Source organism: Mycobacterium mantenii (genome assembly GCF_010731775.1).
GTDB classification, from domain to species: domain Bacteria; phylum Actinomycetota; class Actinomycetes; order Mycobacteriales; family Mycobacteriaceae; genus Mycobacterium; species Mycobacterium mantenii.
In genome coordinates this window covers 6,027,850-6,051,839 of sequence record NZ_AP022590.1, presented here as the reverse complement: position 1 = coordinate 6,051,839, position 23,990 = coordinate 6,027,850, and the positions used below count along the sequence as shown (strand labels likewise).

Annotated in this window: 23 protein-coding genes and 1 pseudogene; 12 read left to right on the top strand and 12 right to left on the bottom strand. The window is 65.9% G+C overall.

Going from position 1 to position 23,990, the window contains the following annotated elements; translation table 11 throughout:
- Positions 1–37 precede the first annotated feature (37 nt).
- The 7 genes and pseudogenes from G6N50_RS28050 to murQ all read left to right on the top strand — a co-directional run bounded on the left by G6N50_RS28050 (position 38) and on the right by murQ (position 5,904).
- Positions 38–1,180: an acyl-CoA dehydrogenase family protein gene (locus G6N50_RS28050; RefSeq protein ID WP_083092923.1), complete on the top strand. Its 1,143-nt coding sequence runs from the start codon at positions 38–40 to the stop codon at positions 1,178–1,180.
- Positions 1,177–2,232 (top strand): acyl-CoA dehydrogenase, encoded by a 1,056-nt coding sequence (locus G6N50_RS28045; RefSeq protein WP_083092925.1) that lies wholly within the window; start codon positions 1,177–1,179, stop codon positions 2,230–2,232. The genes G6N50_RS28050 and G6N50_RS28045 overlap by 4 nt, the downstream gene beginning before the upstream one ends.
- Entirely contained in the window at positions 2,229–2,993 is a 765-nt protein-coding gene (locus G6N50_RS28040; protein ID WP_083092926.1) for an alpha/beta fold hydrolase, read from the top strand. Before G6N50_RS28045 ends, G6N50_RS28040 begins: the two co-directional genes overlap by 4 nt.
- Complete coding sequence (locus G6N50_RS28035) at positions 2,990–3,751, top strand: enoyl-CoA hydratase/isomerase family protein (protein WP_083092928.1); 762 nt, start codon at positions 2,990–2,992, stop codon at positions 3,749–3,751. Before G6N50_RS28040 ends, G6N50_RS28035 begins: the two co-directional genes overlap by 4 nt.
- 41 nt (positions 3,752–3,792) lie before the next feature.
- Positions 3,793–4,161 carry a VOC family protein gene (locus G6N50_RS28030; RefSeq protein WP_083092930.1) on the top strand — a complete coding sequence of 123 codons (369 nt, stop codon included), beginning with the start codon at positions 3,793–3,795 and terminating at the stop codon, positions 4,159–4,161.
- A gap of 183 nt (positions 4,162–4,344) precedes the next feature.
- A pseudogene (locus G6N50_RS30200) lies at positions 4,345–4,830 on the top strand (BadF/BadG/BcrA/BcrD ATPase family protein); the annotation flags it as partial.
- 171 nt (positions 4,831–5,001) lie between these two features.
- Positions 5,002–5,904 carry an N-acetylmuramic acid 6-phosphate etherase gene (gene murQ / locus G6N50_RS30195; RefSeq protein WP_372509948.1) on the top strand — a complete coding sequence of 301 codons (903 nt, stop codon included), beginning with the start codon at positions 5,002–5,004 and terminating at the stop codon, positions 5,902–5,904.
- A gap of 90 nt (positions 5,905–5,994) precedes the next feature.
- Here murQ and G6N50_RS29830 read toward each other — a convergent pair whose 3' ends face one another.
- Positions 5,995–6,129 (bottom strand): hypothetical protein, encoded by a 135-nt coding sequence (locus tag G6N50_RS29830; RefSeq protein WP_269473843.1) that lies wholly within the window; start codon positions 6,127–6,129, stop codon positions 5,995–5,997.
- A gap of 43 nt (positions 6,130–6,172) precedes the next feature.
- Between G6N50_RS29830 and G6N50_RS28020 the strand changes: the two genes are divergently transcribed.
- Together G6N50_RS28020 and G6N50_RS28015 are read left to right on the top strand one after the other, a co-directional pair.
- On the top strand, positions 6,173–6,748 hold the full coding sequence (locus G6N50_RS28020; protein WP_408632528.1) for an N-acetylmuramoyl-L-alanine amidase: 576 nt from the start codon (positions 6,173–6,175) through the stop codon (positions 6,746–6,748).
- A gap of 63 nt (positions 6,749–6,811) precedes the next feature.
- Positions 6,812–7,099, top strand: coding sequence for a hypothetical protein (locus G6N50_RS28015; RefSeq protein WP_083092933.1), 288 nt, complete (start codon positions 6,812–6,814; stop codon positions 7,097–7,099).
- A gap of 47 nt (positions 7,100–7,146) precedes the next feature.
- Here the strand turns inward: G6N50_RS28015 and G6N50_RS28010 are convergent, their stop codons facing one another.
- Complete coding sequence (locus G6N50_RS28010; RefSeq protein ID WP_083092934.1) at positions 7,147–10,299, bottom strand: bifunctional cytochrome P450/NADPH--P450 reductase; 3,153 nt, start codon at positions 10,297–10,299, stop codon at positions 7,147–7,149.
- 99 nt (positions 10,300–10,398) lie between these two features.
- A complete protein-coding gene (locus G6N50_RS28005; protein WP_083092936.1) occupies positions 10,399–11,169 on the bottom strand; it encodes an SDR family NAD(P)-dependent oxidoreductase in 771 nt (256 codons plus the stop codon).
- 294 nt (positions 11,170–11,463) lie between these two features.
- On the opposite strand from G6N50_RS28005, the gene G6N50_RS28000 reads away from it, so the two are divergent.
- Positions 11,464–11,682 (top strand): ferric uptake regulation protein, encoded by a 219-nt coding sequence (locus tag G6N50_RS28000; protein ID WP_083092938.1) that lies wholly within the window; start codon positions 11,464–11,466, stop codon positions 11,680–11,682.
- A gap of 152 nt (positions 11,683–11,834) precedes the next feature.
- On the opposite strand, the gene G6N50_RS27995 is transcribed toward G6N50_RS28000, so the two are convergent.
- From G6N50_RS27995 to G6N50_RS27965, 7 genes are all read right to left on the bottom strand, one after another.
- Positions 11,835–14,804, bottom strand: coding sequence for an MMPL/RND family transporter (locus tag G6N50_RS27995; protein WP_163650916.1), 2,970 nt, complete (start codon positions 14,802–14,804; stop codon positions 11,835–11,837).
- Complete coding sequence (locus G6N50_RS27990) at positions 14,801–15,223, bottom strand: MmpS family transport accessory protein (RefSeq protein WP_179970197.1); 423 nt, start codon at positions 15,221–15,223, stop codon at positions 14,801–14,803. The genes G6N50_RS27995 and G6N50_RS27990 overlap by 4 nt, the downstream gene beginning before the upstream one ends.
- A 205-nt stretch (positions 15,224–15,428) precedes the next feature.
- Positions 15,429–16,895 carry an MFS transporter gene (locus G6N50_RS27985; protein ID WP_232068847.1) on the bottom strand — a complete coding sequence of 489 codons (1,467 nt, stop codon included), beginning with the start codon at positions 16,893–16,895 and terminating at the stop codon, positions 15,429–15,431.
- A gap of 91 nt (positions 16,896–16,986) precedes the next feature.
- The gene (locus G6N50_RS27980; RefSeq protein ID WP_083092941.1) at positions 16,987–17,379 is read right to left on the bottom strand and encodes a Rid family hydrolase; all 393 of its coding nucleotides are present in this window, start codon (positions 17,377–17,379) and stop codon (positions 16,987–16,989) included.
- A 48-nt stretch (positions 17,380–17,427) separates the two neighbouring features.
- Positions 17,428–17,862, bottom strand: coding sequence for a cupin domain-containing protein (locus G6N50_RS27975; RefSeq protein WP_083092942.1), 435 nt, complete (start codon positions 17,860–17,862; stop codon positions 17,428–17,430).
- 20 nt (positions 17,863–17,882) lie between these two features.
- Entirely contained in the window at positions 17,883–18,803 is a 921-nt protein-coding gene (locus G6N50_RS27970) for an NADP-dependent oxidoreductase (protein ID WP_083092943.1), read from the bottom strand.
- On the bottom strand, positions 18,803–19,048 hold the full coding sequence (locus tag G6N50_RS27965) for a hypothetical protein (RefSeq protein WP_142275419.1): 246 nt from the start codon (positions 19,046–19,048) through the stop codon (positions 18,803–18,805). Before G6N50_RS27965 ends, G6N50_RS27970 begins: the two co-directional genes overlap by 1 nt.
- A 177-nt stretch (positions 19,049–19,225) precedes the next feature.
- Here G6N50_RS27965 and pdxR point away from each other — a divergent pair, with 177 nt between their 5' ends.
- Both pdxR and G6N50_RS27955 read left to right on the top strand, forming a co-directional pair.
- Positions 19,226–20,638 carry a MocR-like pyridoxine biosynthesis transcription factor PdxR gene (gene pdxR / locus G6N50_RS27960; protein WP_083092945.1) on the top strand — a complete coding sequence of 471 codons (1,413 nt, stop codon included), beginning with the start codon at positions 19,226–19,228 and terminating at the stop codon, positions 20,636–20,638.
- 79 nt (positions 20,639–20,717) lie between these two features.
- Complete coding sequence (locus G6N50_RS27955; protein WP_083092946.1) at positions 20,718–22,205, top strand: LuxR C-terminal-related transcriptional regulator; 1,488 nt, start codon at positions 20,718–20,720, stop codon at positions 22,203–22,205.
- Here the strand turns inward: G6N50_RS27955 and G6N50_RS27950 are convergent.
- Together G6N50_RS27950 and G6N50_RS27945 are read right to left on the bottom strand one after the other, a co-directional pair.
- The gene (locus G6N50_RS27950; protein ID WP_158086044.1) at positions 22,092–22,523 is read right to left on the bottom strand and encodes a hypothetical protein; all 432 of its coding nucleotides are present in this window, start codon (positions 22,521–22,523) and stop codon (positions 22,092–22,094) included. The genes G6N50_RS27955 and G6N50_RS27950 overlap by 114 nt on opposite strands.
- Positions 22,524–22,876: 353 nt before the next feature.
- Entirely contained in the window at positions 22,877–23,962 is a 1,086-nt protein-coding gene (locus G6N50_RS27945; RefSeq protein ID WP_232068846.1) for an aldose epimerase family protein, read from the bottom strand.
- Between the last annotated feature and the right edge of the window lie 28 nt (positions 23,963–23,990).

Sequence of the window (23,990 nt, the reverse complement as noted above, 5' to 3'; positions counted from 1 at the left end):
ACTTCCTCGCTTCCGAGCGGGTGGTTAGCCTGCCAGTATGGTCCCGTCGCCTGCCGCGCTTACCGCCGCAGAGCTGGAATTGCGGGAACAGGTTCGGGCGTTCCTGGCCGAGACGCTGCCCTGGGGGACGTTCGAGCCTGGCCTCGGGATGAGCGCCGGGGTTGACCGGGCGTTCTCCGCCGCGTTGGCCGAGCGTGGCTGGATCGGCATGGCGGTCCCGGCGGGCTACGGCGGCCACGACGCCACCGCCGTCGACCGCTTTGTCGTCGTCGAGGAGCTGCTGCGCTGGGGCGCCCCGGTTGGGCATCACTGGGTGGCCGACCGGCAGATCGCCCCGGTGCTGTTGCGTTACGGCACCGAGGACCAGAAGCAGTGGCTGTTGCCGCGAATCTGCCGGGGCGAGTTGTGTTTTTGCATCGGCATGAGCGAGCCCGACGCCGGAAGCGATCTCGCTTCGGTGCGGACGCGGGGTGTGCGCGACGGGGATGGCTGGCGAGTGTCGGGCGTGAAGGTTTGGACGAGTAACGCGATGCGCGCCGACTTCATGATCGCGCTGTGTCGAACCGGGGAGGGCGAACGTCATAGCGGGCTGAGCCGGTTCCTGATCGATATGCGCAGCCCCGGCGTGACGGTCAAGCCGATCCCCTACCTGAACGGCAGCACCGACCACTTCGCCGAGGTGCTCCTTGACGGCGTGCTGGTGTCCGACGAGATGGTAATCGGTGAAATCGGACAGGGTTGGGCGCAGAACGCCAGCGAGTTGGCCTTCGAGCGGAGCGGCCCGGACCGGTGGATCTCGACCTTCCTGTTAGTCCAAGAGTTCCTGCGCGAGTGGCCGGACCTGGCCGCCACTGTCTCCGGGAGTCGGCTGATCGGCGAACTCGCGGCCCAATACTGGGTGGTGCGCCGGCTATCGCTGTCCGTGGCCAGGGCGATCGATGCCGGCGGCACGCCCGCCGCCGAGGCCGCGCTCATCAAGGAGATGGGCACCCGGTTCGAACAGGATGTCGTGAGCGCGCTGCGGGGATTGTTGGACCGTGAGCTCGTCTGCGGCCTGGAGCCGGAGCCGTCGCTCTTCGAACGGTTGCTACGCCGCGCCGTGCTGGATTCGCCGTCGTTTACCATCCGCGGCGGTACCAACGAGATACTGCGCTCGGTCGCGGCCAAAGGTTTGTCATGAGCGAGAACGAACTGTATAGCGCGGCCGCCAAACTGTTCGCCGCGCACAGCCGGTGGCAGGATGTCGGCGAAGCCGAAGCTACCGGTTGGGCGCCGCAACTTTGGAACGCGTTGCAGCAGAGTGGATTCAGTGACGTCCCTATCCCGGAGCAGCTGGGCGGAGCCGGGGGCAGCGTTGCCGATGCTGTCCAGCTGCTGCGAGCGGCGGGAGCACACGCGGCACCGGTGCCCCTGGCCGAAGCCGGACTGGTCGGCGGATGGCTATTGGCTTCTGCCGGTCTGCCATTGCCCAAAGGTGTTCGCACGGCGCTGCCGCCCGTCACGACACTCCGCCTCGACGGTGATCGCCTGTTCGGTACGGCGCCCGCGGTCGCGTGGGGTCACCGTGCCGAGCATGTCATCGGGCTCGTCGACGGCGTCGTGGTGCTCGCGCCCGGACCGGCCGCATCATCAGGAGGCCCGGCCGTCAGCCGCGCGGTCAATCTCGCCGAAGATCCCCGTGACACAGTCGTTTTCGACGGCGTGCCGGTAACCGCGCGCGCCGACGCACCGGACGCGGTTACCGATCAAACTTTGTGGGAACGCACCGCGCTGGGTCGCGTCGCGTTGATGGCCGGCGCGATAAGTGCCGTCGCGGCAATGACACTGCGCTACAGCGGTGAACGCGAGCAGTTCGGACGCCCCATCGGTCGCTTCCAGGCCGTGCAAGCCCATTTGGTCACCATCCACCAGCAGGCCGCGCTGATCGCATCGGCGACCGATGGTGCGACCGAAGCGGTCGAACTCGGCCGCGGCGGTTTCGAAATCGCTTGCGCCAAAATGCTTGCCGACCGGGCCGCGCAGCTGGTGTCGGCGGCCGCCCACCAGACGCATGGCGCGATCGGTATGACGAGGGAGTATCCGTTGCATTATCTGACCCGTCGCCTCTGGGCATGGCGAGACGAAGCCGGAGGGCATCACCGCTGGGCGGACAGGCTTGGCGCGGCCCTGGTCGCCGGCGGCCCCGACGCCCTGTACCCAGCCATCCAGTCGGGGTCGGAGGTGATGTCGTGAATCGACTGCAACGCCCGGACGGGGTCACGCTGGCCTATCAGGTGCACAACCCGGACGCGCCGGGCTTGCCGCTCTTGCTCACACACGGTTTCGGCGCCACCGCGGGCATGTGGAACCGCAATATCGATGCCTTGAGCGTCGACCGACCGGTGATCGTTTGGGACCAGCGCGGCCACGGCAGCAGCGACGCACCCGACGACATGGACCGCTACACCGAGCAGATCAGCGTCGCCGACATGGCGGCCATTCTCGACGCCGCCGGTGCCGATCGCGCCGTGCTCGGCGGAATGTCGTTGGGCGGCTACCTATCCCTGGCCTTTCACCTCGCCCATCCACAGCGCGTGGCCGCGCTGGTGCTGGTCGACACGGGGCCGGGCTACCGCAACGACGAAGCACGCGACAAGTGGAACGCGTGGGTGGAACGACGCGCTCGAGAACTTGAGCAGGGCGAAGGGCGTGCCGACGTCTCGGCGGAAGTGGCTCAGGCGTTGCATGCGCATCCCGAGGGGCTGCCTCGCGCTGCCCGCGGTGTGATGGCGCAAAAGGACTCGCGCGTGATCACGTCGCTCGACAGCATCAGGGTGCCCACGTTGGTGGTCGTCGGCGCCCAGGACACCGACTTCCTGGCCCCGGCCGATTACATGCACCGCAAGATCGCCAATTCCCGCAAGCTGGTCATCGACAATGCCGGGCATGCGGCGAATATGGACCAGCCCGAGACATTCAATGCCGCCGTGCGCGAACTGCTGGAACAGCTATGAACACTGTCGATGTCACCGTCGAATTCGTCGGCCACGTCGCCGTCGTAGAGATCCATCGGCCCCCGAACAACTACTTCGACACCGCCTTGATCACGCACATCGCCGACACCTACGAGCAACTGGACGACGACATCGAATGCCGGGCGATCGTGTTGTGCGCGGAGGGAAAACACTTCTGCGCGGGCGCCGACTTCTCCCAGCCCGCCGAGAATCGTTCGTCGCCCAAAGAGCTTTACGCGCAGGCCATCCGGCTGTTCCGCGCCCGCAAGCCGGTTGTCGCGGCGGTGCAGGGCGCCGCGATCGGCGGTGGGCTCGGGCTCGCCCTCAGCGCAGACTTCCGAGTGGCGGCGCCCTCCTCGAGATTTGCGGCCAACTTCAGCCGGCTGGGGTTTCATCCCGGCTTCGGCATCACCGCCACGTTGCCGCGTGTCGTCGGCCAGCAAAAAGCCCTCGAGTGGATGCTCACCGGTGAGCGTTATGGTGGTGAAATCGGCTATAGAACAGGGCTTTTCGATGAATTGGCCGCTGACGGCGATGTTCGCCCGGCGGCGATTCGGTTCGCCGAGCGTATCGCCGCCTCGGCGCCCCTGGCGCTCACCAGCATCCGTGCCACGATGCGCGCCGGACTCGCCGAGGCCGTCGCAGCCGCCACCGCCCACGAGCTCGATGAACAAACGCGGCTCCAGGCGACCGCCGACTTCCGCGAGGGCGTGACGGCGGCGGCACAGCGCCGTGCTCCCCTATTCACCGGTCGCTGAACTCCCGCGAGTTCACAGCGGAAACCGATACGGTGCATTGCATGCGTCGCGTGGACTACGTCATCCAATATGTCGAATCGCTCAGCCGGTCGGTGGCCTTTTACTGCGACGTGATCGGGCTCGAGGTGCGAATCGAGGGCGACGGCTATGTCGAGTTCGCCCTGGAAAACACGAAGTTCTCGCTTTTCGAACGCTCGAAGCTGCCCGAGCTCATCGGTCGCGAAGGCGGCAATCCGCCCTGCGGTGAGATCGGCTTCCTGATTGAGGACGTGGATGCAGAAGCGGAGCGGCTGCGCGGACTCGGCGTCGAGATCCTCACCGGGCCGGTGGATCGGCCATGGCGTGAAAGGACGCTGCACATCGCCGACCCGGACGGCAACATTGTCGAATTCGCCGAGAAACTGCGGTGATTCAGCGCTTCCGGACCCTCTCCGTCGACCTCGGCAAGACGTCCTGCCGGGCCGCGGCAGGCGGCCGCAGGGCCGAAGGCACGGGCGCACCGGGGCTCGCGACACCGGGCGGCGCGCGGGCCGCGGAGGCGGCGATCCTGGCCGTGGCCGGCAAGCTAGTGCGAGATCGGCCCGGTCGACGAGGTGGTCGTGGGCGCCGCCGGGGCGCTGACGGCGCCGGACGCGGCGCGAGCACTGGGCGATGCGCTGCTGGCATCGCTGCAGACGGAGCGCGTCACGGTAACCAGCGACGCCGTGATCGCGCACGCGGGCGCGCTGAACGGGGAGCCGGGCGTCGCACTGATCGTGGGCACCGGCGTCGTGGCGCTGGCGATCGACGCGGACGGCGCCCTGCGCACCGCCGACGGTTGGGGCGCGTGGCTGGGTGACGAGGGCGGCGGCGCGTGGATCGGCGCCGCGGGGCTGCGCGCGGCGTTGCGTGCCCACGACGGCCGCGGACCGTCCACATCGTTGCTCGACGCCGCCCGCGCCCGGTTCGGCGCGCCGGAGACCTGGCCCGGGCAGCTCACCGGCGCCGCCGCGCTCGCGTCGTTCGCGCCCGACGTCCTGGCCGCGCAGGGCGACGCCGCGGCGCTGGCGATCGTCAGCGCCGCCGCCCAGGCGCTCGCCGCCACCGCCCGCGCGGCCGGGGATGGGCCGGTGGCGATGGTCGGCGGACTGGCGGGAGTCTTCGACGGGGTCGACGCGCTGCGGGCGCAACTCGACCTCATCCCTGCCGCCGGCGACGCGCTTGATGGCGCGCTGCGGCTACGGGCGATCCACGAGCCGTATTTGATTCGCGTGCAAGCGGCTCCGGAGGCCCTTGTCGCGCACGGGCTCGATGCGCTGGCCACCGAAGCCGTGCGGCCAGACCTTGACGACCTCGACGCGCGGCCTATCGCCGAGGTCGTCGCTCTGCTCGTTGCCGCCGAGGCCGACGCGCACGGCGCGGTGGCGGCGGCGGTCCCGCGGATCGCTGCGGCGGCCGAGGCGATCGCCGCGCGGCTCGACCGCGGCGGCCGTCTGATCTATGCCGGCGCCGGAACGCCCGGTCGGCTCGGGGTGCTCGACGCGGCCGAGTGCGGACCCACATTCGGCACCGACCTGGTGCGCGGAGTGATCGCGGGCGGGGCGGCGGCGCTGACCGAGGCGATCGAGGGCGCCGAAGACGCCTTTGACTTAACCGATCTCGCCGACCTGACCGCCGCCGACGTGCTCGTCGGGATCACGGCGTCGGGCCGCACACCGTACGTGCTCGGGGAGCTCGAGCACGCGCGCGCGGTGGGGGCGCTGACCGTCGCGATAGTCAACAACCCGAGCAGCGAGGCGTCGGCCGATTTGATGATCGAGCTGCTGACCGGGCCCGAGGTGCTCGCCGGGTCTACGCGGCTCACCGCGGGGACGGCGCAGAAGGTCGTGCTCAACGCGCTCTCGACGAGCGTGATGATTGCGCTCGGCAAGGCCTATGGACCGCGGATGGTCGACGTGCGCGCGACCAATGCGAAGGTGCGCCGCCGCGCGGTGCGGATCGTCCGCGACGCGGCGGGAGTCGACGAGGAGACGGCGATCGCCGCGCTCGCCGCCGCGCGCGGTCACGCCAAGACCGCGATCGTCGCCCTGGTCGCGGGCGTTGACGCGACCGAGGCCGCCGTCCGGCTCGACCGGGCGCGCGGACGCGTGCGGGACGCGTTAGGTGGGACATAAAGCAAGACGTCCCGCGGGCCGGCGTCACGCCCGTATCGTGAGGACCGTGTGTGAGCCTGCGTGCGGTGGGCCAGCTCGTGTCAGTCGCCGTCAGCTGCTGGCGCTGGCCGGCGGCGCCGGGGTGGCGTCCCTGGTCGGCAGCTGCTCGAGTGCGACCCAAACGAACTCGGCCTCGGCGTCTGAGACCCGCCCGAAGCCGCCTTCGGTTCCGGCTCCTCCCGCCACGTCGACAATCAATGCACGCCTGACCGCTGCGACTTCGGCACCGTTGTTATGCCGCGACGCCTGGGGCGCGCGACCGGCCCGCTCCGGAGGAAAGCGCCACACCATCACCCGGATGACTCTGCACCACGAGGCCGTCGTCCTGGGCGAAAACCGCCATGCCCCAAGCCATCTCCGACAGGATCAGCGATACCACCAGGACCAACACGGCTGGATCGACATCGCCTATCACGTCGGCGTCGACCGCAATGGCAACATCTACGAGCTGCGGAGCACCGAGATCGCGGGCGACACCGCGACGGACTACGACACGACGGGCCATTTCCTGGTCCTCTGCGAAGGAGACTTCGATCAAGAGGCTGTGCCGGAGGCCCAGCTCCAGGGAGCGGCTCGCGCGTTCGCATGGGCGGCTCAGAATTTTCACATTTCGACCGACACACTGGCGGGCCATCGGGACCTGGCCCAAACCTCTTGCCCCGGTGGAAACCTGTACACCCACATTTCGTCGGGCGACCTCAAGCGCCGCATTGACGACCTGCTCGGCGCGGGCGGAGTGGACCTGCAGCGCTTCTGCGGTCCCGACGCGGCCGCAAGAGTCGCGTCAATCGAGGCCGGAAACTAACCGGCCCTCCCCTGAGGCGCTCGTCGGCGGAGTCGGCGGGACTCGAATTGCCGCGACGAAGGAATGTTTGTCGCCCTGTACAGCGGGCATCCCGGTGACCAGGCGGAAAAAGGGGTCAGCATGTCGGTCACACATCTCGGCGGTTTCGCCACTGCCTGCCAGGAGGCCGTGCGGGCTGTCCTTCATGCCATCACCGCTCAGGGCGACGAACGCCGAGGGCACCTCTCGGACGCCAAGGCGGCAGTCGACATGGCGCTACGCGATGCCCATAGCGGTGAGGAATGGTACCTGGCACAGCACCTGCGCCAGGGAATCAAGGATGTGGAGACCCGCCTGCGCGACGCTTCCTAGTCGCTGGCCATTGCGTCGCAACAGCTGCCGCGTAACCATGACGAGGTTCACCCCGCCCACACATCCTCGACGTAGTGGTCGGATTCGATGAGAGCGTTCAGCCAATCGCGGGCCTGCTCGTCGTCATCGCCCGTCCGTGCCCGATAGATGTCGAGGAAGGACCCGCGCACCGACGGCGCCATCCGTGCGCCGTCGCCGCACACGTAGACGTGGGTGTCCTTGGCCGGGTCGCCTAGCAGGTTCCACACCTCGTCGGCGTCCGCGGCGATCCGGTCCTGCACGTAGCGAACCCCGTCCTGCGGCGCGCGAGAGAAGGCCGGGCGCATCTGCACGATACCGATGGCTTCGGCCTGCTCGAACCGGTCTCGGAAGATGTAGTCGACCTCCGGATCACGCACCCCGAAGAAGCACAGCGCCGGCTCCACCGGCATTCCGGCACGCTGTGCGGCGAGTCGGTCACCGAGGAAACCGAGAAACGGTGCGACACCGGTACCGGCGCTGACCAGGATCACGTTCTTGGCCGGATCGGCACCGGCCCGGAACGCCTGCCGAGCCGGGTCCACCCGCGCCCGGATCACTTGTCCGGGTTGGACTGTCGCGAGGTAGTTGGACGCGACGCCCTTGAACAGGCCGTGACCGGAACGAGCCGGCGCATCGAGCACACTGACGACCAGTCCTACCGTGCGTGGTGACAGCATTGACGATGACGCGATTGAATAGTGCCTCGGCACCATGGGGTCGAGCAGTTCGAGGAGTTCGGCACCGGTGAGAACGCAAGCCGGGTATTCGTCGAGGCACTCGAACACGCTGAGCGGGCAGCCGTCTGGGGCCTCGGCCAGTTGGTTAAGCCGCTGGCACTCTTCAGGATTGCTGTTGGCCGCCGCAAGGCTTCGTAACTGACTGCTGGTCACCGGTTTCCGCAATTCGACGAAGTGCGTCAGCAGTTCTCGTGCGCTGACCTCTCGATCCAGCGCAATGAGCCGCCGCGAGCTGCGCCGAGGGTTGATTGCCAGCCTCAGTCCAGGGTCGATGCCGAGTTGCGCCAAAACCGCGTCGACTACCTCGGGTGGATTGTCGGCCATCACCGTGAGGTGGTCGCCCGTTTGGTAGTCGACGCCGTCCGGAAGGTCGACGCGGACACTGGTTTTGGCTTGACCCAGCCCGGGGCTGACCAGTTGGGTGTTCTCGACGATGGTCATCGGGATCACCGACGACCGTGCGTCCATCGCGGCCGTCACCGGCCCGACGATCCGGCGCAACTCGTAGAGCGGTTCGGCCGCATCCGTGAGTGGCGCGGCGTCGGGGTCTCCGAAGCGTTCGGCCAGCGATGCCCACAGCGCGGCGGCGAACTCCTCGATCGTGCCGACCATATCCCCCGAGGTGTCGGCTGCTGCCCGCGGGACCAATCGGTTGGCTCCCAGCTCGCCGAGGCGTTCATCGATGCGCTGCGGGATCGCCTGGTAGGTGTCCGCCCAGTTGTGGTCACCCACACCGAGAACCGCGACATTGGGCCTCGGACTCAGCGTGGTATTCGCGTCGAGCAGCCAGGTGAGGAAGGCGCGCGCGTCGTCGGTCGGCTGTCCGTTGTACGAGGACGCGATGATCACGAGGGCCTCGGCTTCGGGGAAGCCACCAACGGCATCGTCGAGGGGGGCCACCGTCGCCGTGCAGCCTAATGCCGTGGCATCGTCGGCGAATTGGCGGGCCAGCGCGCGGCAGGTGCCGAGGTTCGAACCGTACAAAATGGCCAGCCTGGTGCCGGCCGTGATAGCCGTTGGGCGCTGCTCTGCATTCGGCCCGGCCGCGGCCTCGACGGCAGGTGTGCCGGTCTGGCGGTCCTGCGGTGTGCGCCGAAGCACGTCGAGTCGGAACCCAACCGGCCGGCGGCTGGTCGGGGTTTCCCACTGCGGCACATAGTGGTAGGCGTCGATGAGGCGGTAGCGATGGACGAGCCGGGCCAGCGCCATGGCCGCCTCGTGCAGCGCGAACTGACGGCCGATGCAGGATCGTGCACCGGTGCCAAAGGGTTTGAACAACGCGGCCGGCCGGGAAGCCGAACGATCGGGAGCGAAGCGGTCGGGATCGAAGAGTTCGACATTGTCGCCCCACTGCGGCTGGCGGTGCAGGGCGCCGGTGAGCACCGTGACCGCCTCGCCGCGCTTGATCGGATGCTGGCCACCGATCACGGTGTCTTCCAGGGCCATTCGATCGAAGTTCAGCACCGGCGGGGACAACCGCAGGGTCTCCTCGATGACCTGCCGCAGGTAGGTCAGCTTGCCGATGTCGTCATAGCCGGGCAGGTAGTCGTCGTCGGTCGCGAAAACGGTGTCCACCTCGGCCTGCACCCGATGCAGGACCGTCGGATCGCTGACGATGTTGTACAGCGTGTTGGGCATCAGCTCCGATGTGGTGAGCTGCCCCGCGATCAGGAAAGTCATGATCTGATTGCGGATATTCTGCGTTTCGAGCACCGGTTTGCCGTTCGGATCCTGTTGCAGCATCAGCGCCAACAGGTCCTCAGACTCACGGTCACCGGATCGATGCTCGGCTATCAGTCCGTCGATGAACGTGTGCAAGGTGGCCAATTGTTCGGTGAACACCGGCGTGGGCGTGTCAGATGTCAACTCCCCCAGCGCAATTGTGAAGCTCTGTGGGATAGGGGCCAGGCCGGGGTAGTCGAAAGAATCGAAGCGCGAACCGAATCCGGCGAGCGCCACGGTGTCCATGGCCAGCTTCTGCAAGTCGGTGGACACGTCCACCGGTCCGACTCCCGCGCTGGCGTCCCAGCGCTCGATCATTTTGCGGTTGATGTCCAGCATCGCCGGGTGGTAGGCGCGCAGACCCGCGTAACTGAAACCCGGTAGCAGCACATCGTGGGCGCGCTGCCAGTTCGGTTCGCCGTGGTAGGCCGTGAACAGACCGTCACCGGCCAAGGGCCTGACTCGAGCAAGGGTTGCCGTCAGGTTCTTCGCGAAGCGGCTCTCGTCGCAAAGCTCGGTGACGAGCTCCAGCGAGCACGCGTACAGCTTCCTGAAGCCGCCGTTGAAGTCGGCGTAGAACAGCGGACCGTGCAACTCGCCGAGTAAGTCCACGGGCAACGCCCGGGGGCGGCCGACCAACTGCTCCGGACCGGGCAACGGTCCCTCGGCCGAGGGGATGCCGGGAAGATCCGGCGGCGGCGACGCACGGAACTCGGTCATGCGGGCAGCATAGATATCTGTATGGCAGTGGCGCCTGGAATCCGCGGATGTCATCCTCGGCCAACGCCGGTTCCCTACCGGCAGCGGAGCTCCATCGGGTCAGTTGCGGCCGGCCATGATGCCGCCGTCGACGTTGAGAATCGCACCGGTGACCCAGTTGGCCTGATCAGAGAGCAGATACGTGACGGCGTTGGCGACATCGGCGGGGGTGCCGACTCGTCCCAATGGATGAAGCGGCGCGAAAGTGTCAAGGGTGGCGTCGATCTCGTCCTTCGGGACCCACCGCTCGAGGGCGGCGGTCTTGACAGCGCCCGGTGCCACCGCATTGACGCGGATCTTGTGCCCGGCAAGCTCGATGGCCAGGTTGTGGGTCAGCGCATGCAGCCCGGCTTTTTGCATCGAATGCCCACACGATGGGGTCACACCGATCGCCTGATGCGCCCACATGCTGCCGATGTTGACGATCGCCCCGCCTTCCCCGCGGACGATCATGCCCTCGACGACGGTCTGCGTCAGGAAGAACAACGCGTAGTTGAGCTCCATGTACGAGTCATAGGTCACCGCGTCATACTCGAGAAACGGCTTGGGAACAAAGAATCCGGCCGCGTTGACCAACAACGTCGCATCGCCGTGCTGCCCGGAAAGCGCGCGCTGCACATCGGCGACGGCACCGCGGTCCGTCAACTCGGCGGCGATCCCCCAGGCTTGGCCACCCCGGCTCATGAGCTCAGCGACGGTGTCGTCGACACGGTCGTTCGACAGGCCGACGATCACAGCGCTACCGCCGTGATCGACGATGTCCATCGCGACCTGCCGACCGATGCCGGCACTGCCGCCGACAACAACGACCTTCTTGGCCTCAAAATGCATATGCGGGATCCTTCCTGGTTCTCCTGACGGCTCCGGCTGCACCGCAGTCTTCGCATCGGCGACGCCGGTAAGCCCGTCTGCTGGGGCGCCCCGCAACCGCGGTGACAAATCCCGTCCGGTTGTGGTCGTACTGAGACTGCAGCCAGGCGGGGTGAGCTGTCATCACCCCAACCACCCATTCACCCGGGTGAGTAGACCGGACCCCGATGGCGCGTGGCCGCTCTTGCGAAAGGTTGTTTGCTGTCGAGGCGAAACCAGCATTCGATTTGGGCCGTTGGGCGTACCCTGACCTTTATGGTCAAGACCAAGACCTGCGCACATTGCGGCCACACGTTCGATCCGAGCGCCCTGCCGCGTGACCTGTCCGATCCGGACTGGCTTCCGGCCGCATCAATCTATTGCTCGCATGAATGCAGTGACCGATTCCATTGCGAAATGGGGCATTGCTGCTCGACCCACGTGAAAGAGAAGGCTCGGCGCGAAGCCGCCATGGCGGCGCGGCACCAAACGTAGACCGATCGCCGTCGGATTTTTCTTTGTTCGTTCCGGGGGGTGTTCTACCGGCCCCGTCGACCGGACGTAGAGATCAGAAAGCAGACGCTCCTCCAACGGCCAGGAAGGCGCAGCGTACGCCTAACCTGAGCCGTAAAACATTACCTCCCAGATCACTTCGCGGCGCCTACTGTGCCGGATGGTACGTCCGCGGATTCGAGGGGGAGGGCCCCGTGCCGCGGGTGGTACAACAGAGCACGAACCAGCGGGCGCGGCCCCACGGACCGAAGCATCTGGCTGGCCGGCCGTACGCGTACCCGCTTCGGCCACCAGAACCAGCGTCCCATCACCGTCATGATCGATGGCGTGATGAGCGATCGGACGACGAAGGTGTCGAACAACAGACCGATGCCGATCGTCGTTCCGAATTGGCCGATCGCCCGGAGATCGCTGGTGATCATCGTGGCCATGGTGACGGCGAACACCACACCGGCGGCAGTCACCACCGGGCCGGTCACACCCATGCCACGGATGAGTCCCGTCTTCAGGCCGGCTCCGATCTCCTCCTCGATTCGCGATACCAGCATCAGGTTGTAATCGGATCCCACCGCCAAGAGCACAATCAAGGCGAATTCGGTTGCCACCCAGTGTAACTGGAAATTACCAAGATGCTGCCAGATCAGTGTCGAGAACCCGAAGGCGGCCCCCAACGACATCACGATGGTGCCCACGATGACGCCCGCTGCGACCAAAGCGCGGGTGACGATCACCATGATGATGAAGATGAGCACGATCGAGGCCACCCCGGCGATCATCAGGTCGTACTTGGCGCCGTTGGCGATGTCATAAAACGTCGCGGCCGTACCGCCAAGGTAGATGTCGGCATCCTCCAGCGAGGTGAGCTTCAGTGCCTCCTTGGCGGCTTGGCGCTCCTGATCGACAGACGCGATTCCCTTCGTCGTCGCCGGATCCACCGAGTGAGTGATGATGAAGCGAGCAGCCTTGCCGTCCGGCGATACCATCAAGCTCAACCCCAGCAAGAAGTCTGGGTTCTGGAAGATCTCGGGTGGCAGGTAGAACAGGCTCTCCACCTGAGAGTCGTTGAAGGACTTGCCCATCACGGCGTTCGTGTCGGTCAGCCGGTCGAACTGATCGATCAGGCTGTCGAACGAGCTGTAAATGGTCAGCGTCGTATCCCGGATCGATTTCGAGACGGCGATATTCTCGGGAATGATCGCCAGCAATTCGCGCGTGGTCTTGGCCGTGTCGGTGAGGTCGCTGGTGAGGGCGTGGAACTTATCGGCCAGCTGATCGAACCCGTCCAGCGCATCGAAGAGCGCTCGTAGCGACCAGCAGATCGGGATGTCGTAACAGTGCTTCTCCCAGTAGAAGTAACTGCGAATCGGCCTCCAGAAGTCGTCGAAATCCGCGATGTGATCCCGGATTTCGTCCGTGATGGCCGCCGTCTCCCCCGTTGTTTTCGAGCTGTCGTCCGCGGCGTTCGCGAGCTTCTGGGTCACCGCGTACTGGCGCTCCAACAGTGCTATCTGAGTGTCGAGGAAACCGGTGATCTTCTTGATGTCGCCGACGCGGTCCTTCAAGTAGTTCAGGTTGCTGCGGATCGGCGCGCTTTGCACACTGAGCTGGAACGGAATGGATCCGTCTTGAATCGGCGGGCCGAGCGGCCTGGTGATGCTCTGCACCCGTTCGATGCCGGGCACCCGGAAGATGGCGCCGGCAATCTTGTCCAGGACCAGCATGTCTCGGGGATTGCGCAGATCGTGGTCCGATTCGATCATCAGCAGGTCTGGGTTCAGACGAGCTTGGGTGAAGTGTTGATCGGCCGCGGTGTACGCCTTTACCGACGAAGCACTCTCCGGCAGGTAGTAGAGGTCGTTGTAACGCGGGGTGAAGCCCATCAAGCCAATCGCGCCGACGATCGCCAGGATGACGGAGGTGGCGAGGATGGGCGCGGGCCACCGCACGATGGCCGTCGCCAAGCGGCGCCACCGGGTGTAGTTGAACTCGCGCTTGGGGTCGAAAAGGCCGAAGCCGCTTGCGAAGGCGATCAGCGCCGGCGTCAGCGTGACCCCGGCGGCAACCACCACCAGCAGACCCACCGCGCACGGAAACGCCAGCGAACTGAAGTACGGCAGCCGAGTGAATTTCAGACAGGCCAGCGCCCCGACGATCGTCAAACCCGAGCCCAGCACCACCCTGGTGACACCGGCGAAAGTGTCGTAGTAGGCGGCTTCGCGGTCCAGCCCCCGTTCGCGGCCCTCCTGGTAGCGGCCGACCATGAAGATCGCGTAGTCGGTACCCGCCGCGATGGCCAGTGCCGTCAGCAAGTTGACGGCGAAGGTCGACAGCCCCATGATGCCGGTGTTGCCCAGCAGCGCGACCACGCCGCGACCGGTGGCCAGTCCGACGAACAGGATGACCATCGTCATCAGCACCGTGCCGATGGATCGATAGACGAACATCAGCATGATCGCGATGATGATGATGGTGATGATCGTCATCTTGGCCAGGCTCGCGTCGCCGACCACGATCGTGTCGGCGGTCAGGGCTCCCTGACCGGCGACATAGGCCTTCACCCCCGCCGGCGGCTTCGAGTCCGCGACTATTTTTCGAACCGCGGCAACCGATTTGTCGCCGACCGCGCCGCCCTGGTCGCCGCGCAGGTTGACCTGGACGTAGGCGGCCTTGTGGTCGTAGCTCTCGACACCGGAGGCCGTGAATCGCTGTCCCCAGAAGTTCAGCGCATGCTCGACGTGTTCGTGGTCCTGCTGGATCTTCTTGACCAGATCGTCGTAAAACCGGTGAGCGTCCTCGCCGAGAGGCTTGTCACCGACCAGGGTTACCAGGACGAGGTTGTCGGAGTCGTACTCCTTGAATTTCTGCCCGATGTGCTTCATCCCGGTCACCGAGGGCGCGTCGGACGGCGAGAGCGGCACCGAGACGTCCTCGGCAACCTTCTCCAATTGTGGGACGAAGACGTTGACGCCGACCGCGATCAGCAGCCAGACGACGACGATCGGCAGCGCCAGGACGCGGATGGTACGGGCCAGACGTGGTCTGCGTTCGACTGAGGTGCGCTGCGCGACGGGGATTCTGTCCGTGTCGCTCGTGTCGTCGGTCACGCGGACTTGTCCAAGCAGGAAACCTGCGCGTCCCGGGTGTTGGCCTGTTGTTGATCGACCAACTTGCCGTCGACGGTGATGCGGCAACCGATGGAGGGACTGTCACCTTGGGCGACGACGTAGGCGAAGATGCCGGGCATCTGGGCGACGATCGTCTTCGACCACGGCAAGGTGGTGAAGCTGGCCTTCTGCGGGAGTGACTCCGCATCCATCCAGTTGACGACGCCGGTCGTCCCGGGCGGTCCCAGGATTTCGTAGATGGCGGTCTTGGCCGCATACGGCGGGGTCGCATCCCGGGGATCGGGCTTGGGCAGGCCGGGTCCTGGGAAAACGCCGTTAAGTCGCACCACGGCAACGCCACCGATGATCAGCGCCGCGGCCACAACCAGCGGAACCCATGCCCGCTTGAGGAGTGTCAACACCGTGCCTCCCGATGGGGAATGGTCGACCGGCCGGTATCAAGACATCTCTTCAGTTGCGCCACGGCTAGCCGAACGCCATAGCGGTCGAGTTGATTCCCGGCGTGGCCGCCAGACCGACGCACTGCAGCAGCAGCGTGCATCTCGCGACTGTCAAACAACTCGGCTGCAGCGCTTTTCACTATTGCCTTTCCCGGGCGAACGATCACTGCGGAGGCGACGGTTCGACCGCGGCCGAGGGCCTGCTGGCCAGGGCTGGTTGCACGCCGGGCCGATCGCGGCACAAGGCTGCGATGTCGCAGGGCACAGGTTGGCACCCGGCAGGAGGGTTGGTTATCACAAGCGCGGAGCACAACGCGCCCAGGGCAAACAGCGCGGCGCTCACCTCTAACACGTGGGCGAATCCGGTGGCGCTCGTGCCGACGCTGATCAGGCCCATGGACCCGATCGACATCAGCGCGGCCAGCCGCGAGACCGCGTTGTTGACCGCCGATGCCAGGCCGCTGTGTTCGGTCGGCACCGAGGCCAGCGTCACCGACGTCAGCGGTGTGATAGTCGCGACCAGCCCGATGGCCAGCACGGTGATCCCGGGGACCAGGTCGGTGATCACGTGAAATCCATTGGCTTTCGGGCGGATCAGCAGCAGCCCGATCCCCGCCAACGCGGGTCCGGCGATCAGGAACACGCGTGGCCCCACTCGCGCGGCGATGCGGCCGACGTGGCTTGCGAACACGAACGACAGCGCCGGGATCGGCAGGGTGGCCAGTCCGGTCGCGGTGGCTGAGTAGCCGCCGACTTCTTGGGTGTAGAGGGCGATGGCCAGCGAGCCGAGCGTCAGCGCGCCGTAGACGAACGCGGTGACGAGATTGGCCGCGGCGAAGTTGCGAAAGGTGAACAGCGGCAACGGAAGCATCGGAGACCTACTGCGGCGCTGCCAGCTCACGAATCCGGCCAGCGCGGCGGCCCCGATCACTGATGGTGTGATGACCATCGGGTCGGTCCAGCCGTCGCGTTGCGATTCGATCAACGCATACACGGTGGCGGCCAGCCCTACCGCCGATAGGCCCGCCCCGGTGATATCGACTCGGGCGCCCTCGACCCGCCCCGACATCGGGCACAACCAGAACGTCAGCGCATACCCGACCGCCATGGGGATCGCCGACAACACGAAAATCCAACGCCAGCCGAGGAAATCGACGCACATGCCGCCCAGCAGGGGGCCCAGCGCGAAGGCGGTTCCCGTCCACCCGGTCCAGACGCCGACCGCCGCCGGCTGGTGTGCTTTGTCGAACACCGTGTTGATCAGCGCCAGCGAGCCCGGCACGAGGAACGCCGCACCCAGACCCTGGATGAGGCGCGCGGTGATCAGCATCGCCGGGGAGGTCGCAACCGCCGCCAGAACCGAGCCCGTCCCGAAAGCCAACAGCCCGAATCGCATCGCCGGAACGCGTCCGAACAGATCCGAGATGGACCCGCCGGGCAAAATCGCGGCCGCCATCGCCAACAGGTAGCCGTCGATGATCCATTGCTGCAGCGTCAGGCCGCCCCCGAGGTCGTGTTCGGTGGCCGGCAACGCCAGGTTGATCACGGTGGAGTCGAGGAACGCCACCATGGACACCATCACCGCGACCACCATCGCGCGGCTGGTGGGTGCCGCCTCGCGCAATGTCACTGCGAGCTCCGTTCGGCGCGTGACGGTGGCGGGGCGCCAGACCCGTTGCGGCTCACCATCGGTCGAAATGCCCCGCGTCGCCGGTAACTGCTCATGCCGGCAGGATGGCGGTGACTTCGACTTCCACGCGGACGTTGGGCCATACCAGCCCATCGATGATGCTGAACATGGCGGCGGGTTGGTGGCGGATGATCTCTTTGCTCACCGCCAGGTAGGCGGACGCATTGTCACGGCTGGTGATCCATTGGCGCATGTAGACAATGTCGGTGAGCTTGGCGCCGGCCTTGCCCAGCGCGCATTCGACGTTGGCCCAGCACTGCCGGGCTTCGTCGGTGAAGTCCTCAGGCCGGGTGCCGTCTTCGCGCAGGCCGGGCGTACCGGAGACGAAAATCTGCGTGCCGCCGCGACCGGATACGGCAACAGCGTCGGCGTATTCGGCGATGTGGGCGGCCACTCCAGTGAAGATCGGAGTAATGGTGGTCATCTCGCCACTCCTTGGTGGTGTGAGGTTTTCGTCCGGATTGATCAAGGCTCATGTTTTCGCGTCGTCGTCCGTGGTGAGCGGGCCATCGCCGGTATCGACCAGGAAGACCGCGAGTAACTCAGCGGGTTCGGAGGCGCTGGCATTTTCACTGGTCGTGTGGTGTGCGCCGGGGGCTTCGCTCCACGTCTCACCGGCGTGATAGACGCGTGCAGGCTCACCTTCGACCTGGCTGCGGATCGCTCCGGAGATCACGTAGGCCATGATGAACGCCGATTTCGCGTGGCGGTGAGCTCCGCTTTTCGCTCCGGGTGGATAGCTGACGGTCACTGCTTGAAGTGATTTGCCCGGCACATTGGTGGGTTGATTGAAAACTGGTCGGACAACCGGGTTTTGATCCGAATTCTCTGGCACCGGCTGGGCGTGGGCTGCAGGCGCGAGCATCACTGCAACCGTCAGTGCGGTGAGTGGCATTTTTAGGTCCATTTTTGGCTGCCTTCCTTTTTTCAGCCTTCAACGACGCGCAGGATCGTCTTGCCGGGGGTGCGCTTGCCGGGAGCGAACGCCGCGGCAGCTTCGGCGAGTGGAAGCACGGCACTCACCACCGGCTTGAGACGTCCATCTCGTACTCGCGCGGCGAGGCCGGCGAGCTGGGCGCGATCGGCTTCGACAACGAAGAAGACTGCCCGCCCATCGCGCGGCAGGGTCTTCGGCGGCTCGGCGATGGCGACGAGCGTTCCGCCAGCCCGCACCAGATCCGCCGAGCGGGCCAGAATGTCTCCGCCGATCACGTCGAACACCACATCGACTTCGCCTGCTTCCTCGAGCTTTTCGGTGTCCAGGTCGAGGAACGTGTGGACACCGAGCTCGGCCGCCCGCTCGCGATCTGCGGCCCGGCCGGTACCGATGACGCGCGCGCCGACCTCGCGAGCCAGCTGCACCGCGAGCGACCCAACCCCACCCGCGGCGCCGTGAATGAGGACCGTTTGCCCGGCGGCGAGGCGGCCGTGGTCGAACAGGCCCTGCCAGGCCGCCAATCCAGAGATGGGCAGCGCCGCGGCCACGGTGTGGTCGATGTCGATTGGTAACGGTGCGAGATTGCGGGCTTCGACAGCGGTGTACTCCGCCAGCGAGCCATTGCGCGCCCAGTCGGCAAGCCCGAACACCCGCTGACCGACGCTCAAACCGGTGGCGCCGTAACCTAACTCAACCACCACACCCGACAGCTCATGTCCGGGCACGCTCGGTGTCCGGTCGCGGCCCGCGTGGTCGGTCCAGGTGTGCGGCCATTCAAGCTCCGTGCGCGTGAAGCCCGCGGCGTGCACCCGCACGACGACGTCGTTGTCGGCCGGTTGCGGGTAGGGCAGTTCTACCAACGCCAGGCCAGCGACACCGGCGTCACGATCTGAAACGGTGATTGCTTGCATTACAGGTCCTTCCTGATTCCGGTTGTCGTTCTCGGGTCAGCCGCAGGCTGCGGTTGTACGCTGACGAGCTCAAGGCCGAGATCACGGACCCGGTCGAGGAGTCCGTAAAGCTGTGACTGGTCGCGGATTTCACCCGTGAACGCGGTTTCGGTCGCACCGGCCTCGAGCCGCATCCCTTCCAATGCGGAACCGAGCCGCTCGGTCACGCGGCCTCGAACGCAGATCCGGTACATCGTCGACTGCACTTGTCCTCCGCTCGCCAACTGGTGATTCAGCGTTCACCGGCACGGGGTGAGTCGTCATCACCCGGCGAGCTAATTCACCCGGGTGAGTGCACAGGCATCAGAGCGTAGTCTTAATACCGCTTTGCCAAGCCCCAGGAGCTGCCCAATCGCCCACTGGTAACCACCACGAGCACGGACATGCGCGCAACGACCGGATCACAAAGCTCGGTCGCCGGGTTGGATCTTTACCTGGATCGCCCCGGCGGCAGGGTGCGTGATGGTGTCATGGAAGCCATTCGCGACGCGATCCGTTCGGGGCGATTGGTGCCGGGCATCCAGTTGCCCTCGAGTCGCGCGCTGGCCGCCGACCTCGGAGTTGCGAGAAACACCGTCGCCCGTGCGTACGCCGAACTCATCGCCGAGGGCTGGCTGACATCACAACACGGCTCGGGCACATTGGTTGCCCAACGTGCGGCTGAAGTCGTCCGGTCCGTGGCTTCACCCCCTAAACGACCGACACAGCACGAGTTGGACCACGACTTGCGACCGGGGCATCCGGACCTGTCGTCGTTTCCACGGATGGAATGGAGTCGTGCTGTCAAGCGCGCGTTGAACGATGCCCCGTTCGAGGCGTTCGGCTACGCCGACCCCCAGGGGCGCCCGGAGCTTCGCAGCGCCCTTGCCGAGTATCTCGCTCGTGCTCGGGGAGTTCGGGCCCGGCCGGACAACATCGTCATCTGCAGCGGCGCCGCTGAAGGATTGAACCTCGTGGCCGCCGCGCTGGCAGAAGCCGGGGTCGCCGCTGTCGCCGTCGAATCATTTGGCCTGCGGGCACAGCGGGCGTCGCTCGCTCGAGCGCAGTTACGTTGCCCCCCACTGACAGTGGACTCTCATGGCGCTGATGTTATGGCCCTCGACGGCATTGCAGATGCGGGCGGTGTGCTGCTCACTCCGTCGCACCAGTTCCCGCTGGGCGTGCCTCTGTGGTCCGACCGCCGCGCAGCCGTCGTCGATTGGGCGCGACGTACCGGCGGACTGATCATCGAAGATGATTACGACGGCGAATTCCGCTACGACCGTGGCCCTGTCGGTGCGCTGCAGGGCATCGATCCCGAACATGTCATCTATATGGGGACGGCGAGCAAGTCGCTGGCGCCGGGGCTTCGGCTCGGGTGGCTGGTGCTGCCAGACCGACTCGTCCATGCGGTGGGCCGGCAGAGGGGTGAACGCGAGGAGACGTCCGGCTTCGTTGACCAGTTGGCGATGGCCGAATTCATCGTGTCCGGTTCCTATGACAGACACATTCGCACCATGCGCGCCCAGTACCGGCGCCGCCGCGAGCAACTCGTCGCCGCTGTCGCCCGGTCATCACCGACGACCACCGTCGCGGGAATGCCCGCGGGTCTGCAGGTGATGCTTGAGCTTGCCGGGGCCGACGAGAGCGCGCTGTCTCGTCAACGGGCGTGGCGACGGCTCGGTGTGGACGGTCTTGATCTGTTTCGCCATCCCGAAGCCGGCAGCAAGCGGAACGGCTTAGTAGTGGGGTTTGCGGCGCCCTCGCCGAGCGCATGGTCGGCGGCGTTGGACGCCTTGATCCGACTGCTGCCCTGAAACATCCGCCTCAACTGGACCCATCTCGTCGTGCCCAAGTGGCCCACGATCAGCGCGAAACCGCGATTACGTTCAAAGCATGATAGTGGCAGACAGCTCAACGATCGCCGATCTGCTGTGCGTCACGCCGATCCTCTTCGACTTCGAGGGCAAAGCACCGACTGAAGCCGGCGAGCCGGCGGTGCTACTTGCCGGAAAGACGGCACCACCGGCGATCCGCGCTCAGCTCATCGAACGGGCAGCCCTGATCGACATCCTTTCGGCGGAACCCTCTCGCAAGCTCGCGTTGCTCAGTGCGCCGGCGGGCTGGGGCAAGACGACGCTTTTGGCGCAATGGGTAAGCGGCGCCGATGACCGCCGTCGACGGGGTTGGGTGTCCCTTGATGCGTCCGACAATGATCCGGCGCGATTTTGGGGCTGTGCGATCGCGGCGCTGGGCAAGGCCAGCCCGGGGGTGGCGCCCCGTGCGTTCGAGCTCATCACGATAGGTGCCGACCCTCGACAGGTGGTCTTGCCCACCCTGCTCGACGAGTTGGCCGCCATCGACCACCAGGTCGCGCTGATCCTCGACGACTATCACCTTGTTGAAAATAAGACCGTGCATGAGCAGGTGGGTTTCGTGGTGGAACGGATGCCGCGAAATTTCCAGCTGGTCATCGCCACCCGCTCGGATCCCCTGCTGCCGTTGGCGCGGTTGCGCGCCCGCGGCGAGCTGCTGGAGCTGCGGGCTGAGGAGTTGCGCTTTCAGACCGGCGAGGCCGCGGACCTGCTTGACGGCGTGCTCGGTTTGACGTTGACCGACGCGCAAGTCCAACTGCTGTTTCGCCGCACGGAGGGGTGGGCCGCGGGACTGTATCTCGCCGGACTGTCGTTGGCCGGTCGCACCGATGCCGCAGCATTTATTCAGACCTTCGCCGGCGACAACCGTCACATCGTCGACTACTTGATGGCCGAGGTGCTCGACGGTCAACCACCGCACCTTCGTGACTTTTTGCTCCGTACCTCGGTCTTGGGACGACTCAGCGGTCCGTTGTGCGACGCGGTGCTCCAAACGTCTGGCTCGGCCTCGGTTTTGGAGATGGTCGAGCGCGAAAACCTGTTTGTGGTGCCGCTGGACATGTCGCGTCACTGGTATCGCTATCACCAGCTGTTCGCAGAGCTGTTGCGCACCGAGCTGCGTCGCACCGAGCCCGATCTCGTCGCCGATCTGCACCGACGCGCGGCGACCTGGTTCGAGACCGAGGGGCTAATCGATGAGGCGAGGCGCCACCTGGTCGGCGGTGGTGACATCGCGCGCAGTGCTGATGTCCTCGCCACGGCCGAGCTGAGCGCGGACGTGGGGGTGACTTCGCGCCACGTCGGGTGCGCGGTCGGTGAGGAGTTGACGCCCAAGGAGCTTGAGGTTCTTCGCCTGCTGCCCACCCGGTTATCGCGAACTGAAATCGGTGCGCGGCTATATGTCTCGCTCAACACCGTGAAGACCCACCAGCGCGCCGTGTACCGCAAGCTCCGCGTCGAGCACCGCAGCGCGGCGGTTAGGCGGGCGCGAGAACTGGGCCTGTTGTAATTCGCCTGCGGGCCGAAGCTTCGGGTGAAAAGAAGACTTCGTCACTGTGCAGTGCCCGGAGCCGCCGGACTGGTGGGACTCGTTGGGCTCGCAGGACTCGTCGGGGTCGTAGGACTGGTTGGGGTGGTAGGACTGGTTGGGGTCGTGGGAGTCGTTGGGGTCGAGGGAGTCGTTGGGGTCGAAGGACTGGTTGGGGTCGTGGGAGTCGTTGAGGTCGTAGGGCTCGTCGGCCGCACAGGGCTGGTAGGACTCGTGGGGCTCGTCGGAGTCGGAGGAGTCGTGGGCGTGGTACTCGCAAGTCCCGGGCCTTCGCCGCACCAGTCCGCCACATCTTTCGGGTACTGCTCGAGCGGTGGAGGACAACGCTGTCCCGGCGGGAAATTGGCCCCGGCGTTGAGCAGATCGCACGGCACGTAGACCTGCTTGCCCTTGGGAGTGTTGGTCAGACACTTCGTCGGCGGCTCGCCGTGGGCTTCGACGGGAATGATGGCCACCGCCACCACCGCGCCGAGCACCCAAGCAAAACGGCGATAGGTCATGAGAGCTCCTCGTGATGCGGTCTCGGGCGTGCACAACGTGACATCGCCGTCGTATGACGATTAAAGCCGCTCACCCCACGCGAAATCCAACGGGTTAGGCCCGACCGCAGATATGGGCGCCCGCACCGGCGCTCATTTCGTGCTGAAGGCAAAAACCGTTGTCGAATCGTAGGTCTGGCCCGGGTTGAGGGTGGTGGTCGGGAAGTTCCGGTGATTCGGCGAATCGGGGTAGTGCTGGGTCTCCATCGTGAATCCCGCGCCCTGTCGGTAGATGTGCCCGCTGGTGCCCGTCAACGTCCCTTCGAGGAAGTTGGATGTATAGAACTGCATACCGGGCTCGGTGGTGGAGACGGTCAGCGTGCGCCCGGTCCGCGGGTCCTCGGCCCTGGCCGCCTCCACCAGCCCGGTGTTGTGGCCGCGGTTGATCACCCAGTTGTGGTCGTAACCCCGGGCCAGCAACAGCTGCGGGTCGTTCGCGGTGATATGTGCCCCGATCGCGGTCGGGGAGGTGAAATCGAACGGCGTGCCCTGCACCCGCCCGATCTGACCGGTCGGGATCTGTGTGGGGTCGGTGGGCGTGTAGTTGTCGGCATCGATGGTGACCTTCTGGTCGTAGACGTCGAGCGTGTCCTCACCCGCCAGGTTGAAGTAGCTGTGGTTGGTCAGGTTGATCACGGTCGGCGCGTCGGTGGTCGCGCGGTAGTCGATGCGCAGTTCGTTTTTCTGGTCCACGGTGTACGTGACGGTGGTCGCCAGTGTCCCGGGATAGCCCATTTCGCCTGCAGGACTGACATATTGGAGCCTCAGGCTTACGCTGTCGCTACCGTTCTGCTGACTGGCCTGCCACACCTTCGTATCGAAGCCGGCGGTACCGCCGTGCAAGCTGTTGCCACTGTTGTTGATCGGCACGTGATACCCGTTGCCGTTTAACGAGAAAGCCCCCTTGGCGATTCGGTTGCCATAGCGACCGATGATCGCGCCGAAATAGGTCTTGGCAGATCCGGTGTTGTTCAGGTAGCCGTCCAGGGCCGGAAAGCCCAGCACCACATTGTTGACATTTCCGATGCGATCGGGGACCTCGATCGACTGAATGATGCCGCCGTAGTTCAGGATTCGTACCCGCATGCCGTACCCGCTGGTCATCGTGTAGCGACTGACCGGGGTCTCACCCACCCGACCGAACGGCTCGCTGGTGATTGACGGCGGTTCTGCCGGCATCGATGCATTGCCGCTGTGCGTGGTGGAG

Coding starts and splice junctions, on each gene's coding strand:
- G6N50_RS27970 (WP_083092943.1), bottom strand. CDS start 18,803: ATGCAAGCAATCACCGTTTCAGATCGTGACGCCGGTGTCGCTGGCCTG.
- G6N50_RS28035 (WP_083092928.1), top strand. CDS start 2,990: ATGAACACTGTCGATGTCACCGTCGAATTCGTCGGCCACGTCGCCGTC.
- pdxR (WP_083092945.1), top strand. CDS start 19,226: ATGCGCGCAACGACCGGATCACAAAGCTCGGTCGCCGGGTTGGATCTT.
- G6N50_RS28030 (WP_083092930.1), top strand. CDS start 3,793: ATGCGTCGCGTGGACTACGTCATCCAATATGTCGAATCGCTCAGCCGG.
- G6N50_RS27945 (WP_232068846.1), bottom strand. CDS start 23,962: ATGCCGGCAGAACCGCCGTCAATCACCAGCGAGCCGTTCGGTCGGGTG.
- G6N50_RS28015 (WP_083092933.1), top strand. CDS start 6,812: ATGTTTGTCGCCCTGTACAGCGGGCATCCCGGTGACCAGGCGGAAAAA.
- G6N50_RS28005 (WP_083092936.1), bottom strand. CDS start 11,169: ATGCATTTTGAGGCCAAGAAGGTCGTTGTTGTCGGCGGCAGTGCCGGC.
- G6N50_RS28045 (WP_083092925.1), top strand. CDS start 1,177: ATGAGCGAGAACGAACTGTATAGCGCGGCCGCCAAACTGTTCGCCGCG.
- G6N50_RS27975 (WP_083092942.1), bottom strand. CDS start 17,862: ATGGACCTAAAAATGCCACTCACCGCACTGACGGTTGCAGTGATGCTC.
- G6N50_RS27955 (WP_083092946.1), top strand. CDS start 20,718: ATGATAGTGGCAGACAGCTCAACGATCGCCGATCTGCTGTGCGTCACG.
- G6N50_RS28000 (WP_083092938.1), top strand. CDS start 11,464: ATGGTCAAGACCAAGACCTGCGCACATTGCGGCCACACGTTCGATCCG.
- G6N50_RS27980 (WP_083092941.1), bottom strand. CDS start 17,379: ATGACCACCATTACTCCGATCTTCACTGGAGTGGCCGCCCACATCGCC.
- G6N50_RS28010 (WP_083092934.1), bottom strand. CDS start 10,299: ATGACCGAGTTCCGTGCGTCGCCGCCGCCGGATCTTCCCGGCATCCCC.
- G6N50_RS28050 (WP_083092923.1), top strand. CDS start 38: ATGGTCCCGTCGCCTGCCGCGCTTACCGCCGCAGAGCTGGAATTGCGG.